General features: G+C 64.6%; 13 protein-coding genes. 4 read left to right on the forward strand and 9 right to left on the reverse strand.

Annotated elements, in window-relative coordinates:
- Window positions 1–35 precede the first annotated feature (35 nt).
- Window positions 36–1,643: an asparagine synthase C-terminal domain-containing protein gene (locus tag KNJ79_RS00075; RefSeq protein ID WP_317152360.1), complete on the forward strand. Its 1,608-nt coding sequence runs from the start codon at window positions 36–38 to the stop codon at window positions 1,641–1,643.
- On the opposite strand, the gene KNJ79_RS00080 is transcribed toward KNJ79_RS00075, so the two are convergent.
- The 8 genes from KNJ79_RS00080 to KNJ79_RS00115 all read right to left on the reverse strand — a co-directional run bounded on the left by KNJ79_RS00080 (window position 1,633) and on the right by KNJ79_RS00115 (window position 10,973).
- Window positions 1,633–3,819 (reverse strand): prolyl oligopeptidase family serine peptidase, encoded by a 2,187-nt coding sequence (locus KNJ79_RS00080; protein WP_083720954.1) that lies wholly within the window; start codon window positions 3,817–3,819, stop codon window positions 1,633–1,635. The genes KNJ79_RS00075 and KNJ79_RS00080 overlap by 11 nt on opposite strands.
- Window positions 3,820–3,829: 10 nt before the next feature.
- Window positions 3,830–6,358, reverse strand: a complete 2,529-nt coding sequence (locus KNJ79_RS00085; protein WP_317152361.1) for a TonB-dependent receptor — start codon at window positions 6,356–6,358, stop codon at window positions 3,830–3,832.
- Window positions 6,359–6,456: 98 nt separating this feature from the next.
- Window positions 6,457–7,410: a FecR family protein gene (locus KNJ79_RS00090; RefSeq protein ID WP_317152362.1), complete on the reverse strand. Its 954-nt coding sequence runs from the start codon at window positions 7,408–7,410 to the stop codon at window positions 6,457–6,459.
- Window positions 7,411–7,466: 56 nt separating this feature from the next.
- Window positions 7,467–8,261, reverse strand: coding sequence for an RNA polymerase sigma factor (locus KNJ79_RS00095; RefSeq protein WP_082737020.1), 795 nt, complete (start codon window positions 8,259–8,261; stop codon window positions 7,467–7,469).
- 65 nt (window positions 8,262–8,326) lie between these two features.
- Window positions 8,327–8,923: a GntR family transcriptional regulator gene (locus KNJ79_RS00100; protein WP_077031320.1), complete on the reverse strand. Its 597-nt coding sequence runs from the start codon at window positions 8,921–8,923 to the stop codon at window positions 8,327–8,329.
- Window positions 8,920–9,786 carry a phytanoyl-CoA dioxygenase family protein gene (locus tag KNJ79_RS00105; RefSeq protein WP_077031319.1) on the reverse strand — a complete coding sequence of 289 codons (867 nt, stop codon included), beginning with the start codon at window positions 9,784–9,786 and terminating at the stop codon, window positions 8,920–8,922. The genes KNJ79_RS00100 and KNJ79_RS00105 overlap by 4 nt, the downstream gene beginning before the upstream one ends.
- A complete protein-coding gene (locus KNJ79_RS00110; RefSeq protein WP_067186751.1) occupies window positions 9,783–10,409 on the reverse strand; it encodes an acyl-homoserine-lactone synthase in 627 nt (208 codons plus the stop codon). The genes KNJ79_RS00105 and KNJ79_RS00110 overlap by 4 nt, the downstream gene beginning before the upstream one ends.
- A gap of 147 nt (window positions 10,410–10,556) precedes the next feature.
- On the reverse strand, window positions 10,557–10,973 hold the full coding sequence (locus KNJ79_RS00115; RefSeq protein WP_077031318.1) for a MerR family transcriptional regulator: 417 nt from the start codon (window positions 10,971–10,973) through the stop codon (window positions 10,557–10,559).
- Window positions 10,974–11,050: 77 nt separating this feature from the next.
- Between KNJ79_RS00115 and KNJ79_RS00120 the strand changes: the two genes are divergently transcribed.
- Entirely contained in the window at window positions 11,051–11,401 is a 351-nt protein-coding gene (locus tag KNJ79_RS00120) for a mercuric transporter MerT family protein (protein ID WP_077031317.1), read from the forward strand.
- The gene (locus KNJ79_RS00125) at window positions 11,394–11,618 is read left to right on the forward strand and encodes a GDCCVxC domain-containing (seleno)protein (protein WP_077031316.1); all 225 of its coding nucleotides are present in this window, start codon (window positions 11,394–11,396) and stop codon (window positions 11,616–11,618) included. Before KNJ79_RS00120 ends, KNJ79_RS00125 begins: the two co-directional genes overlap by 8 nt.
- Before the next feature lie 81 nt (window positions 11,619–11,699).
- On the opposite strand, the gene KNJ79_RS00130 is transcribed toward KNJ79_RS00125, so the two are convergent.
- Entirely contained in the window at window positions 11,700–12,434 is a 735-nt protein-coding gene (locus tag KNJ79_RS00130; protein ID WP_077031315.1) for a LuxR family transcriptional regulator, read from the reverse strand.
- 486 nt (window positions 12,435–12,920) lie between these two features.
- Here KNJ79_RS00130 and KNJ79_RS00135 point away from each other — a divergent pair, with 486 nt between their 5' ends.
- Window positions 12,921–13,343, forward strand: a complete 423-nt coding sequence (locus KNJ79_RS00135; protein ID WP_077031314.1) for a DUF2958 domain-containing protein — start codon at window positions 12,921–12,923, stop codon at window positions 13,341–13,343.
- The last annotated feature ends 47 nt before the right edge of the window (window positions 13,344–13,390 follow it).

Here is a 13,390-nt window from a genome sequence, read left to right on the forward strand (position 1 = left end):
CATATGCTGGCGTCCGCCTTTGGTCCGACGAGCCAATGATCCAGATCGATCCGCAAACCATCATCATCGGCCATCTTTTTTCGCGAGGCCCGCCAAGCAGGCGGATTGTCAGCCTGAGTCCCGGCGAAGGCCAGCGGCTAGCGGCCGACAAGGCCCGGTTACTGCTTGATGGCTACTGGGGCGGTTATTTGATGGTTCGCATCGATGAGGCGGGCGCTGTGAGGATCCTGCGAGATCCGTCCGGAGCACTCCCCTGCTATTTTCTGTGCGAGGCGGATCGTATCACTCTTGCGGGTGACATCGCGGACCTTGCGTCGCCCGCGCCTGGTCAGGTCGATTTCGAGGAGATCGCACGCGTCATTGCCAGCGGCGATGCGCGGGGGCGACGAACTTGCCTCAGGGGCATCGACGAACTCATTGCCGGGGAATGCATCGTCATTGATCGGAGCCATGTGTCGATCGAACCCTGGTGGACGCCATGGGATCATGTTGATCCGCCGCTCGAGATGGAGGTTGCCGACGCGGCGGTCCGGCTTCGCGAGACCATAACGGACTGCGTTGGAACTTGGGCAAGCTGCTTTTCGTCAATCCTGCTCGGAGCATCGGGTGGCCTCGACTCCTCGATCGTCGCTGCGGCCGCCGCGCCGAGGGCGGACCGCCTTACTTGCCTGACACTATTCGGACCTGATTTCGACGGCGACGAACGTCGCTACGCCGCCGCGCTCGCTGACTCATTGGGGCTCGATCTTCGCGAAGCGTCGCGGGAGATCGGGGACATTGATATCACCCGCGCCGCCGGCCCGCATCATCCTTGGCCGGTCGTCCCGCTGGGCGCGCAAACGAACGAGGCGATTCATCGTCGGCTGCAAAAGGAGCTTTCGATTGACGCGTATTTTACCGGAAATGGGGGCGACGGCATCCTGTGCAGTATCCGCAGCGCGGTGCCTTTTCTCGATCGGTTTCTTGCGGAGGGGCCGAGATTGGCGCTGTCGGATACGCTTCGCGATATCTGCGTCCTGACTGGCGCCGACAAGATGACCGTTCTGCGCCATGCGTGGAGCCGGTATCGCCGCGCTGGCGGCCGACACGTCGTGCAATATAATGCCTCCGGCCTCTGCGCCGAATTCGTAGCGCGTATCGAGGCAAGCGGGGCCACACATCCCTGGCTCGCGGCGCCGGACGATGTCTTGCCGGGAAAAACGGTTCATGCTGCTTATCTGATGCGCACGCAGCAAGGCGTGGAACTCTACCCCCGCGCTGTTTCGCCCCCGCATATCGCGCCGCTGCTATCGCAGCCGATCGTTGAGCTTTGCCTGTCCATTCCGACCTGGATGTGGATATCCGGCGGTCTCAACCGAGCGGTCGCGCGCAAAGCGTTTGAGGGACGGCTTCCCGCCATTATAACGCGGCGGACCCAGAAGGGTGGTCCCGGGGGCTTCGACCTTGCAATTTATCGCCGGAACCGGGCTGCACTTCTCGAGCATCTTCGCGGCGGTCTCTTGGTAGACGCCGGCATCGTCGATACGACGCTGCTCGACGAACCCGAGGACCGCAGTTGGCGCGGCACCGAACGCATTCAACATATTCTGGCGCTCGGCGCCGCCGAGAGCTGGGCGCGTTGGTGGAGCGCACCTAGAATTTAGGCGGTGGGCCGCAGGTGTGTGGTGCTTCCTTCGCCATTCGGTCCCATTCCGCCAGCCGCTCCGGGAAGGGAGCGTCGCCGTCGCGGATGCCAAGCAGCCAATAATCGAACCAGGCCATATTCTCGCGCATCGCAAGGAGACGGTTCGACGGAATATGAAACAGATGGGTTTCATCCGATGCCGAGCTCGATCCGGGATAGTAGCTGAGCTGCGTCGGCACACGCTCGCTGCGCAACGCTTCGAATAGTTGGGCCTGCGACGGGGATGCCGAGGCTACTTGCTGCAACACGGGCGTACAGACTTTGGCGGCGTTCAATGATGGCGCAAAGCGGCGATATTGAACGATATGGTCGCTGAGCGGCGAGCCGCCATAAACTGGGTTATAGCTATCCCCCGACGATGCGTAGCCCGCGGGCTCCAGGAAGCCGCCGTCGCCGCTCGACGCCGCCCGAAACATCGTCGACTGGGTGACGGCGACATTGACCACCTGCGATCCGCGGCTGTAGCCGGCGAGGCCGACCCGGTTCGGATCGACAAGTCCTGCGGCGGCAAGCTCGTTCACCGCATCCTCGAAACTGTGAACGCCGTTGATCCAGATGAGGCGCTGCAATGTTTCGGGCCCGGGCGGCCCGCTCCCGCGAATCCAAGCCTTATAGGCCGCCAGCAACGCATCGGCCTGCTGCGGCCAGGGGTCGTTGATGAGCAGGACGACATAGCCGCGCTCCGCGAACAGCTGAACCGGATAATTCCACTGGTTTCCTTGGTCGAAGAAGCGGTCATCGGCGTCGCTGCCATGCGTCACGATGATCGCGGGGTAGCTTTGTCCCTTACGATAGGCGCGCGGAAAAATGACATAGCCTGTCGCCTTGTAACCATGCCGGTTGACCCAGGTGCGCGGCTGCACGGAAAGCGGAGCGATCTCCTCGTGCCGCGGCGATATCGCTGCGATGGGTGCGATCTTTCCATTGGCGAGATGAACCCGAACGAGCGCAGGCGGCCGCGTCATGCTTTCCTGGACGCAAAGCGCCAGAGTCAAATCATCGTCGAACCCACATCGCGTCAGGCTCCCTTGACCCGCGATCTCCCGAACACCGTGCTTGTCGAGCATAGCAAGGCCGTACCGCGGATTTCCGAAGCTTCGCGTCCCAAGGACGACATGTCGCCCATCCCGGCTGACCTTGATGCCCGCTGACCGAAGGTCGCCAATCGTGAAGCCAACTCGGCCGTAGCTATGGCGTGGTCCGCCGGGGAGCGTTTCGATCAATTCGGGCCGGTCCCCGTTTCCCGATGTGGCAAGTTCGCCGCCACGCGGGCCTTTGAGAAGCCAGAGGGTTTGGAGATCCTGCTCGTTCGCGAGGATGCGCATCTTTCCGGTTTGACGATCCCAGGCGCGAACTTCGAATTCGCCCCCGCCGGTGCCACCAGGCTTCTCGACCCGAAACTGAATCTCGTCGCCGTGCCAGAGGATATTGGCGCCGGCGTACATTGCCATGCGGTCGCTCGAGGGCCGCGTCATGACCTTGATGCTGTGCCCGTCAGGCCCGCGCAAATAGAATTCGACTTCGGCCTCGGTCGTCGATCGCCGCCGATTGCTCATCGCGCTGACTTCTTCATCGAACCGGACGCGCGGCGATGTCGGTCTCGCCTTGAGGAGTGAATACCAGAGCCATTGCCCATCAGGCGACCAGGCATAGGCCAATACGCCCACATGATGTGGAACGGTCCCACCGCCCACGGGCAGGGACAGGTCAGCGCGACCGACTGCTACGGTCGCCGGATTGACGATCAGGGGTGCGATCGATCCCGCGTTATCGATCCGGTACAGTTGCAGCCCTTCGCCGATGTCGAGAAGACCGCTCCAATCGTCCGTTCCCGGAATGCGTTGGAATAATTTCGCGATGTTTGCGTGTCGCAGGTCGCGCTGCGCTCCGCCGGCAGTATCGACAAGCCGGATCACGGCCTGCGGTCGTCCAGCCTTCTCATCGGCAATTTCCGCAGCATAAATCGCGAGGCGCCCGTCGCGCGAAAGCGCGATCTCGTTCACTTCCGGAACTAGGAGAATATCCTCGAGTGTCCATGGACGCCCGATGCTCTCCCCTGCCGCTACAGCAGGGGAGAGCGTTGCGGCGGCAAGGGTCGCCGCAACGGACAAACCGGTTTTGAAGGCATGCATCATGCCGCCCTCCTCACCAGTCACGGCTGATCGTCAGCCCGAAAAAGCGGCCGATCGCCGAATAGTTGGTGGAATCAAAGGGCGTGTCGCTGGGCGATGCTACCGCCGTCCTGTCAGGCTTTGCGTTGAAGATATTGAGCGCGTTTACGGATAGCTCGGCGAGGTCGCCGATCTTGATGCGGGCCGCGAGATCGACGGTGGCCACAGGCGAAACCTTTGCCGGCACCGCGCGCCGGCGGTCTGTTACCCCGCCGGTAAAATTCACGAAGGACGCGATCGTGAAGCGTTCGTCGCCGAAGGTCGCGCCTCCGCGTGCGCGAAAGTGCGGCGAATTGAAGATCGTGCCCGCGAGGTCGGTGACCGGAAGGCCGGGCAGCAATTGCTGCCGGCTGTCGAGCCAGGTCGCATTGACCGTGACGGTCAGCGCCCGCCCGCCGCCCACAGGCGCGCGGTAGCGAAGCGAGAGGTCGGCCCCCTCATAGCGTTGCGATGCGATATTGCGGTCGCGGCCATCGATGAGCGCGATGACGTTGGCGGGATTATAGGGCCCGCCGGTTGCGTTCCCGAGCGGGTCCGATGCACCGACGATCGCCGCGTCGAGCTGGGCTGCGGAAGGATTGAAGGTCACCAGGCTCGTGAAGAGGGGATTGGTCAATATCCCCAGCGGTGAACCGAAGGGCGGGGCGACACGGTCGCGATAATCGATCCGGAACAGGCTCGTCACGATCTGCAGCCGCGGCGAAGGCTGGAAGGTCGCGCTCAGCGTCATATTCTCCGAGCGCTCGGGGCCGACGTCGGGGTTCGGCCCGCCGATATAGAGATAGGTCGAGCCGGGCGGGAAAAGCGTGCCATATCCCGTCACTGGCAGCAGCACGGGCGTATAGCCGCTATATTGCTGATTGAGCGTCGGCATCTTGAAGGAGCGCCCCCATGAAACGCCGAGGCTGAGCTCCGGCGCCGGCGCATAAACAAAACCGAGCTTTGGCGTGACGATGCTGCCCGAGTCGGAGTAATCCTCCCAGCGGAGTGCGGCGGTAATCGACGCGCGATGCGCGAAAGCGAGGTCCTGCGCAGGGCCGGCGAGCGGCACGAAAAGTTCGCCGTAAGCGAAGCGGTTTTCGCGCGTTGGTGCGAAGTTGCGCCCCGCGACCAGTGCCACGATGCGGTTGCTTCGCCAGCCGCCGCCTGCCGCGAGCCTCACGTCACCCCCGGGAAGGGTGAACAGCGGACCCTCGATGCCCGCTTCGACACTGACGCTCCGATTGTCGAAGATCCGGATCGATCGAGCTTCGACGTCGTTGGTGAAGTTCTGGGTGACGCCATAGGTCTTGTCGGTGCCGTAAAAGCCGGTGAGCCGAGCAGTCCACGCACCGCCGATTTCGGCTTCCAGCGTCGGCGCCACGCCGAATGTCTCGAATTCATTGTCGACAACGAGACCCCGGGTCGTAATCGGCCGGTCGGCGAGCAGCCCGCGCACCGATTGCATGTCGCCGCGTTTGTAGATGACATCGGCTTTCAGCCGAAGGCTGGGCGTCAATTCCTGGTGCCCGCTCAATAGCAGGCTGTGCCGCTTCAGACTGGGATAAAGGGTCGAGGCGGGGTTGCTGGTCGCGGTGTAGCTGCGGTCGCGCGCGAGAATCGCGCTGTTGTCGAAATAGTCGTAAGTCGCCATGAATCCGCCGCCCGACCATTTGGCGCCGCCGAGCAGATTATATTGCTGCTGGAAATTGCCCCCATCGGTGGAGCCGCCAAGCCGGGCGCTCGTGGTGACGCCCTCATAGTCCTTGCGGAGGAGGATGTTGACGACTCCCGCGACGGCGTCGGCGCCATAGATTGCCGAAGCACCGTCGGCGACGATCTCGATCCGCTCGACCGCCGCAGTAGGTATCGCGCTGATATCGATCACGCTTTGCGTACCGCTGTAAGCAAACCGGTTGCCATTGAGCAGCGTCAATGTGGCGCTGGGCCCGATGCCCCTCAGGTTGAAGGTCGATGCCCCGTTGACGTTGACGTTCTGGTTCTGTGTGCCTTGCCCCGAACCGATACCGGGGTTCTGGCCGCCGCCGAAATTCTGCGGCAGGCTGCGCGCAACCTCGCCGAGATCGGCTTGACCGCCATTGCGGATATCTTCGCTCGTGACGCGGATCACCGGGGCTGCGGACGGGGCGCCGGAGATCCGGCTGCCGGTCACGACGATGTCTTCTTGCGCCGGACTGCTCTCGGACTGCGCTCGCCCCAAAATGATGACCGAACCACGCTCGAAGCGCGGGGTCAGCCCAGTTCCGCGCAGCAGGGTCTCGATTGCTTCGCGCGGGGTGATGTCGCCCTTGAGCGGTCGGGTCGTCCGGCCCGCGAGATCGGCACTTGATGCGTAAAGTTCGATCCCAGCTTGCTCGGCCACTTTTCGCAACGCATCGCCGAGATCCTGCGCTGGCAGATCGAAGCTCTGGCGATCCTGCAGCTGAGCCGCCGCGGCAACGGGATGCAGACAGGCTACACCCACCATCAGCGACAGGCAAAAACGAGATTTTCCGGACATCATTATACTCCCCCTGGGTTGTGACCGGATGCTTGGGCACACGGCCATTGGGGGAGCGATGACGCCGGGTCGGCGACCGCCTTAGGGGAATGATGAAATAATTATCGTTGGCGAAGGTGGATGCCGTCGGTGCGCTTGACGGTCTCCAGATCGAACAATTGGCCGAGCCGCTCGGCCACTCTCTCGGGCTGGCTGATCCTGAACCGGCCCGACGCTTCGAGCCCAGCGGTTCTTGCGTCGTCGACAATGATTGGCTTCACCGCGTAGCGGTTGGCTTCCGCAATGAGCTGATCGAGCCGGACCGAGCGATAGTCCGCCCAGCCAGACGGCCATTCGCGGCTGCCTTGCTGTGTCGGCGATGCGGCCGGTAGCTGCTCCTTGCCGCCGGGACCGTAGGTCACGGACCGTCCCGATGGCAGGACTTGGGCGCGCGGGTTGCCGGTTTCAGGGGCGCCGCCAAAGCGAATATCGGCTTCGCCGCGCAGCACCGTCACGCTGAGCGCGCCATTTTCCTCGAAACCGATATCGAATGCCGCATCCTCGGCCGTGACCACGCCGCCGCCCGCCTCGACGCGCAGTGGCTGTTCATTGTTGGTCACCGAAAGCCGGACGCGCCCTTTGGCAAGCCGGAGATGGCGCGTCGCTTGCGCAAATGAGACTTCGAGCCGGCTATCGGTATCGAGCACTGCGGTTGAACCATCGGCAAAGCGGAAGCTGCGGATTTCCCCGCGGCGGGTTACCAGCGGCTCGGCCGCGCGCGCCGTGAGCGCACCGTCTCCGAGCGGACCGGAGAGCGGAGCCCCGCCAGCGCCGAAAGCCAGAAATACCACCGCAGCGGCGGCGATCACGGCTCCCGCCGACAGCCAGCGTCGCGCGGCCGGGCGTCGGCCGCGGCGCTGTTCGGTTTGCGCAGTGCCGTGACGCGGCGAGGATTTCAGGATCGCCGAGGCGGCGAGCTTCTTCGTGATCCGTTCATAGGCCGCCTTGTGGTCTGGCGAGGCCGAAAGCCAGGCGTCGAACTCGCCGCGGTGCGCCTCGGGGTTCTCGCCGCGCATCTTCACGAGCCAGGCGTGCGCTACCGTGTCGACCGGATAATCGTCAGACGCCTCACTCATTGGCCGCCGTCCACCACCTTCGCGATAAAGCCGAGCGCCCTCATCATATGATATTCCACCGTCGCGATGCTGATGCCGAGGCATTCATGTATCTCACGATAGCTGAGTTCGTCGACCCGGTGCATCAGAAACACCCGGCGTGTCTTTGGCGGCATGGCGTCGACCGCCTCTTCATAGAGCCGGAGAAGGTCGTCGGCTTCCATATTCCATTCCTGCTGCGGCGGGCTGGCGGCGTCGCTTTCCTCCTGAAAGGAAAAGAAAAGCGCGGGGTTGCGCCGTTGTCTCCGGGCACGGTCGATCAGCAGATTCTGCGCTATGCGGCGAAGGAAGCCGCCGGGATTGGCGAGGCTGTGGCGCTGCTCGCTGCCCGCCGCGCGCGCGAAAACTTCCTGCACGAGATCCGGCGCTTCTTCAGGCCCCGCCTTTCGGCGAAGAAAATGAAAGAGCCAAGGACCATGCGCCCGAAAAGCGTCATCGAGGTCGCAAGCCTCCGCCGGTGCCATGACTGGCCGGTCGTCGGGATGCGCGTGACAGGCCGACGACACCGAAAAGGGGTGGCGCTGCTGTGACAATTTCTTGGAGGAAAAGGAAGACAAGGGACACAGCCGACCGGCACGAGACAGCAGTCCGGCGCTTGCCGGGCTATCGATCTCCCAACGCTGTGCCGCCGTTGGGCCGCGCGAGGGCGACCTGGTCCGGATCGGCCGCCTGTCCGGCAAGGACGGGCGTTCATAATGGCTGGCGATATTATCGCACGGGCGTTGCCAGATCGATCCCGCACCCCGAATCATGTCAGCATGGCCGCGCAAAGACAAGGATTATGGGTGGAATCAGGCGCTGAGCGCCGGGTCCGGCTCTATGACGCGCCTCCGAGTAGCCGGGCGTAGCTGGCCGCTTCGCCGGCGCGGCGTTCGTGATAGCGCAGCAGAAGGTTGCGCGTCCCGTGCGGCGTGCCGCTTGTCAGCGCGGCCGCGAGCGCATCGAGTTCCGCGGCTGTTTCGCCGACAAGCTGTTCGTCGAGGTGCCGCGCCAGATGGAGGCGGTCGCCGAGCGCAGTGATACTCGCGACCAGTTCGCCATTGCCCGACCGCGCGGCCATTTCGATGAACAGCCCGGCGGTTCGGTCGGGATAGTCGCCATCCTGCGGATCTGGCGCCGCGCGCCCGCGCGGGGTCGTCGCAAGCGCCGCGAGCAGCAGAATGAGGTGGAGTTCGAGCATGTCGCGATATTCGGTCTCGGACAGGCGGTGCGCGTGAAATCCGTCTCCATGGGTGAAATCGACCATGCGCTCGCCCGCCAGACGGTAGAGGCAGTCGCGCACCGGTGTCACGCTGACCCCGAGTTGATCGGCGATCTTCGCCGACTCCAGTCGGCTGCCGGGCGCCCAGCCGCCCGCCATCAACCGGCGCTTGATGGCCTCATAGGTCGGCTCGACGACATGCGCGGGGCTCATGCGCCGTTCCGTTCAGCCGCTGCGAAGTCTGCCAGCATCTCCATCTGGTCGGGACGCAGCCCATCGACCGCGCCGATATGCTCCGGGACTTCGCCTCCGAGCAGAACCGAGGGGCATTGGCCTTCATAATTGCCAAGATTGGGACGGTGCTGGCGGTAGCCTGCGAGCGCGGCGAGTTCGGGCGGGAAGCCGCGCGCGACCTCGGGTGGATAGGCGAGCCACAAATTCTCATAGGGCTTGAGCCAGCCGAGACTGTAGCCGATCACGACGCCGCGACGCACCTCGTTGGTGATATTGGCGCCGGCGCCATGCGTGGTCGAGCCCAGAAAACAGATCGCGGCGCCCGGCTCGCACGCTGCGACAATCGGTTCGCCAGGGTCCGGCTTCGCCATGCCCTCCGCGCCATGGCTGTGCGGATAGATGTGCGTCGCGCCATTGTCCGCAGCGAAGGGAGTGAGCGGCCAGATCACATTGACCAGAAATTCATGCGCCCCCTTTTCGCCGGCCCACATATCATGGTCGCGGTGCGGGAATTGCCGGATTTCACCAGGATGGATTTCGATCGCCTGCGCGACATTGAGCTGGATGCTCTCACAGGCCTCGCCGAGAATGGATTCGACCGCCGCGAGGATTGTCGGCTCGAGTGCCAGAGCCTGCGCCCAAGCCGAGCGCTTCATCAGCGCACCGAATCTTTTGGTGCGATGACCGTAGAAGTCGCCGCGCCCAAACGGTGTCGCGGCGAAGACCGGATCGAGATCGGCGTCGAGCGCCGCAATCGCATCCGGGGGAATCAGGTCGGGGACGATGCAATATCCTGTCCGGCGCAGTTCGCGGGCAAGATCATCGGACGCAAGACCGGTCATGCTTCCGCCTCCCCATCGTCGTCGGCGAGGCGGAGCGAGAGCGGCGCATAGACGCCGCCGCGCTTGAGGTCGTCCAGCACATGCGCGTCGATATGGATGTGCAATGCCATCAATCTCCCGCCCGGATCCGCGGCCTTCGGCACGAGCGCCTCGCATCTCCAGCCGAACTCCCGTACCTGATCGAACCAGCACAGGTCGGCGACGCCGGTATAATCGGTGATGCCTTCGCGCAGCGCATGCTCTGCAAGGGCGGTCACCAGCTGGTCGCGCGCGGCGCGGCGCGATGCTGCGTCCTGGTCGCGGTCGAGGCAGAAGCGGCTGATCTCGCAGACGGTTGGACCGCGCGGCACTTCGCCCGCGCACAGATGGGCATAATGCTCACCGAGAAGATGCGCGCCCTCGGTCGGGAGCAGCCGCGCCGATGCGCGGTGACGGCCATCGGCATCGAGAAGAATGAGGTAGCGCGCCGCCGGCGTGTCGAACTCGTCGAGCTCATATTGGCCGGCGAGCACCGGCAGGTCCCATTTGAGCAGGTCGATAAAGACGCTTTTGCGCGCGGCGAACATGGCGCGCAGCGCCGCATTCCCGGGCGCGGCAGGCGCCCGCGGGGTCGTGTCGATCATGATGATTCCTCGGCTGTTTGGTGCCGGGAATCAGATCATTTTCGGTGGACTGCGCGTATCCCAAGATATGAGGATGATTTGCGCGATTCCTTGAACCCTTGGTAGCGGAGCCTGTGGTTCGTCGTCACACGGGCGTCATCCGGACGATCAGCCGTGCGGTGTTCCGGCGCGAAGCGTCTGGAGCAGCGGACAGGCGGGATCGTCTCCGGCCTCGCAAGCCCGTACCGAAGCGGCGAGGACACGCTCCATCCGCTTGAGATCGGCGATCTTCGCGCGCACATCCGCAAGGTGCGACGAGGCGACGTCGCGCACCTCGGCGCAGGCAGCCTGGCCTCCAGTCGCGAGTTGGAGCAGCGCCCGCACCTCGTCGAGGGTGAAGCCAAGCTCACGGGCCCGGCGCACGAAGCCGAGGCGCCCTACATCCTCCTCGCCATAGCTGCGGTAGCGACCGCGCCGGAGCGGAACGTCGAGGACGCCGATCCGCTCATAATAGCGGATCGTTTCGATGTTGCAGCCTGTGCGGCGCGAGAGTTCGCCGATCTGCATCGCGCTGGTTGCGGCCATCGCAAAAATACCTCTTGAGTCTGTAGCTGCTACAGATGCTACGGCGTTCCCTCACACCGCACAAGGAACCGATCCCAATGCAGAATCGACCCAAGGGTATCGACGCCGGCGCGTTCACCTTAGCCGGCATCGCCGCGGCTTTCGGCGTTGCGTCCTGTTGCGCGCTGCCCTTCCTTCTGGCCTCCGCGGGGATCGGAGCCGCATGGCTCGGCGGCATCGCCATGGTGGCCATGCCTTATCGCACGCCGCTTCTCCTGATCGGGGCGGCATGCCTCATTCTCGGCGCCTTCCTGCTCTTCCGCCAGCAGCGGGCGGCCGCGCGCTGTGGCCCCAGCGGTGCCTGCACGCTCCGCTGGGTGCGCATCCTGACGCTTGCCGGCCTCCTGCTTGGCGCGGCGCTGCTGTGGGCGGGCTATCATTATGTCTGATGCTGGCCCCGAACTTCGTTCGACGATCACCTGTCCGCAGTGCGGCCATCGCGAGACGGAAACGATGCCGACCGACGCCTGTCAGTTCTTCTATGACTGCAAGGGCTGCGGCGCGGTGCTGAGGCCCGAGCCCGGCGACTGCTGCGTGTTCTGCTCCTATGGAACCACGCCCTGCCCGCCGATCCAGATCGGGGGCAAGGGCGCTTGCTGCGACTGAGCGGCACGCCCTCGCCTCGGCTGTCATGCCGGGCCTGCCTGCCTCCATGCTGAACATGGGGACAAGTCGCCGTTGACGCGGTCAGCGCGCGTGCCACCAGTCATAAACGTCCCCGAATCCGATGAGGCCGTCGAAGAGCGCGCATAGGGTCAGCATCTGGCCGCAATGCACGTCGTAGCGGTCGCGCGCCGTCTTGAGATGCTGGACGACCGTCACTTCACCGATCCCGAGAATGACCGCCACCTCGGCCGCGGTCTTGCCGCGAGCTGTCCATAATACGCATTCGCGCTGCCGTTCGCTCAGCGTCGCCCGGCTTTTTAGCGGTACGGTGCCGACGAGTTGGCGTGCCGAGACGATCGCGAGCGCGCCGATAATTTCGGCAATGCGGAGCATATCGTCCTGGAGCTCGCTTTGCGGGCGCAGGACGAAAGAGCAGGCGCCGCTGGCCTCGCCGGGAAGGTGGCGCGGCACCGTATAACCATCGGCGAGACCATATTCGCGGCCGACATGGAGCATTTGCCGGTCGCCGCGGGTCAGGGGGATATAGCTTTCGATCTCGTCCCAGCGGAAACCGGTCATCGACCGTTCGCCGGCGCGGCGCACCGGATCGGCACCGCCGAGATCGAAGCCGACATAGACCTTGGCCCAGGCGTCGGGGTAATTGTGAACCAGCAGGGATGCCGGCTCGGCATTGCCGCGCCGGTCATAGGCGAGCGCGAAATGGTCGAAGCCGAGGCGCATCGATGCGCGCGCGAGGGCTTCGAAGAGCCCGTCCTCATTCGTCGCCGTGGAAATTTCGAGGGCGAGTTCCTCCATCAAACAAAAATGCTTCACTGTGACCGTCCGGTCGCCGGCACGTTCCCAACCCGTCGATCCCGCGAGCCGCTCCCTGGGTCGCCGGTCCCGGTTCCTCTCCGGCACGGACGACAGATGGGACATTATGCGACTGGTCCCGGCCCTCGGCGAGGCGGGCTTTTGCCCTAACCCCTGCTGCGCGATGGCGATCGCTTCCCGGTCCTAATCGATTGGCCGGAAACGGGAAAGGCGCGGGTCCCGGAAAATTGGCCCCAGATCTGCATCTATTTCCGGTTCGCCGGGCGCTGCCGCGCGGCGCCCGGAAAGAGAGCGAGAGGAAGGAACGGGTCCTGGCGAGCGGATCGAAGGAGGCGGGAGTGGCCCTGCCTCCGGTCCGCCGCGGAGACCTTGCATGACATATCATTCCTTCTTCCCGCACTTGGCGCTCGCGTGGCCCGTCCGCCCGACCGGCGTGTACGCCCCAACCCTGGCCGGGAGGGCGGCGGCATGAAACTCCTGACCCCCGATCTCGCGGCGCGACTACGCGCCAACGACGCGGCCCATCGCGCCGCCGTCGCGCGCGGCGGGCGCGAACCCGACCCGGCACCCGTCGTGCGCTTCTTCAACCCGGTGGGCTCGGCGACCTGGCTCGCGACCGAGATGGACGAGGACGGGATCCTGTTCGGCCTTGCCGATCTCGGCTTCGGATGTCCCGAGCTGGGCAGTTTCGCGCTCGCCGAACTCGAAGCAGTCCGGTTGCCCTACGGCCTCGGCATCGAGCGCGACCTCGGCTTCACACCGCATCATCCGCTCTCCGTATATGCGGCGGCGGCTCGCAGCGCGGGCTCGATCCTGCTCGGCGAGCGGAGTTTGCGCGAAGCGGCGGCGCGGATGAGCGGGCGCGGCTCCCGAATTGCCGGGTGCGGATAGGTCCGCCTGCGGCGGCCCCAAAAAGGGAGAGGAGGGCCGGTTTTTCG

The organism is Sphingopyxis indica (assembly GCF_032879645.1).
Classification (GTDB): Bacteria; Pseudomonadota; Alphaproteobacteria; order Sphingomonadales; family Sphingomonadaceae; genus Sphingopyxis; species Sphingopyxis indica.

What these genes read in the sequence shown, in the direction of transcription:
- KNJ79_RS00125 (WP_077031316.1), top strand. Translation starts at nt 11,394, where the DNA reads ATGTCTGATGCTGGCCCCGAACTTCGTTCGACGATCACCTGTCCGCAG.
- KNJ79_RS00090 (WP_317152362.1), bottom strand. Translation starts at nt 7,410, where the DNA reads ATGCGCGGCGAGAACCCCGAGGCGCACCGCGGCGAGTTCGACGCCTGG.
- KNJ79_RS00095 (WP_082737020.1), bottom strand. Translation starts at nt 8,261, where the DNA reads ATGATTCGGGGTGCGGGATCGATCTGGCAACGCCCGTGCGATAATATC.
- KNJ79_RS00130 (WP_077031315.1), bottom strand. Translation starts at nt 12,434, where the DNA reads ATGGAGGAACTCGCCCTCGAAATTTCCACGGCGACGAATGAGGACGGG.
- KNJ79_RS00105 (WP_077031319.1), bottom strand. Translation starts at nt 9,786, where the DNA reads ATGACCGGTCTTGCGTCCGATGATCTTGCCCGCGAACTGCGCCGGACA.
- KNJ79_RS00115 (WP_077031318.1), bottom strand. Translation starts at nt 10,973, where the DNA reads ATGGCCGCAACCAGCGCGATGCAGATCGGCGAACTCTCGCGCCGCACA.
- KNJ79_RS00120 (WP_077031317.1), top strand. Translation starts at nt 11,051, where the DNA reads ATGCAGAATCGACCCAAGGGTATCGACGCCGGCGCGTTCACCTTAGCC.
- KNJ79_RS00100 (WP_077031320.1), bottom strand. Translation starts at nt 8,923, where the DNA reads ATGAGCCCCGCGCATGTCGTCGAGCCGACCTATGAGGCCATCAAGCGC.
- KNJ79_RS00075 (WP_317152360.1), top strand. Translation starts at nt 36, where the DNA reads ATGATCCAGATCGATCCGCAAACCATCATCATCGGCCATCTTTTTTCG.
- KNJ79_RS00080 (WP_083720954.1), bottom strand. Translation starts at nt 3,819, where the DNA reads ATGATGCATGCCTTCAAAACCGGTTTGTCCGTTGCGGCGACCCTTGCC.
- KNJ79_RS00085 (WP_317152361.1), bottom strand. Translation starts at nt 6,358, where the DNA reads ATGATGTCCGGAAAATCTCGTTTTTGCCTGTCGCTGATGGTGGGTGTA.
- KNJ79_RS00110 (WP_067186751.1), bottom strand. Translation starts at nt 10,409, where the DNA reads ATGATCGACACGACCCCGCGGGCGCCTGCCGCGCCCGGGAATGCGGCG.
- KNJ79_RS00135 (WP_077031314.1), top strand. Translation starts at nt 12,921, where the DNA reads ATGAAACTCCTGACCCCCGATCTCGCGGCGCGACTACGCGCCAACGAC.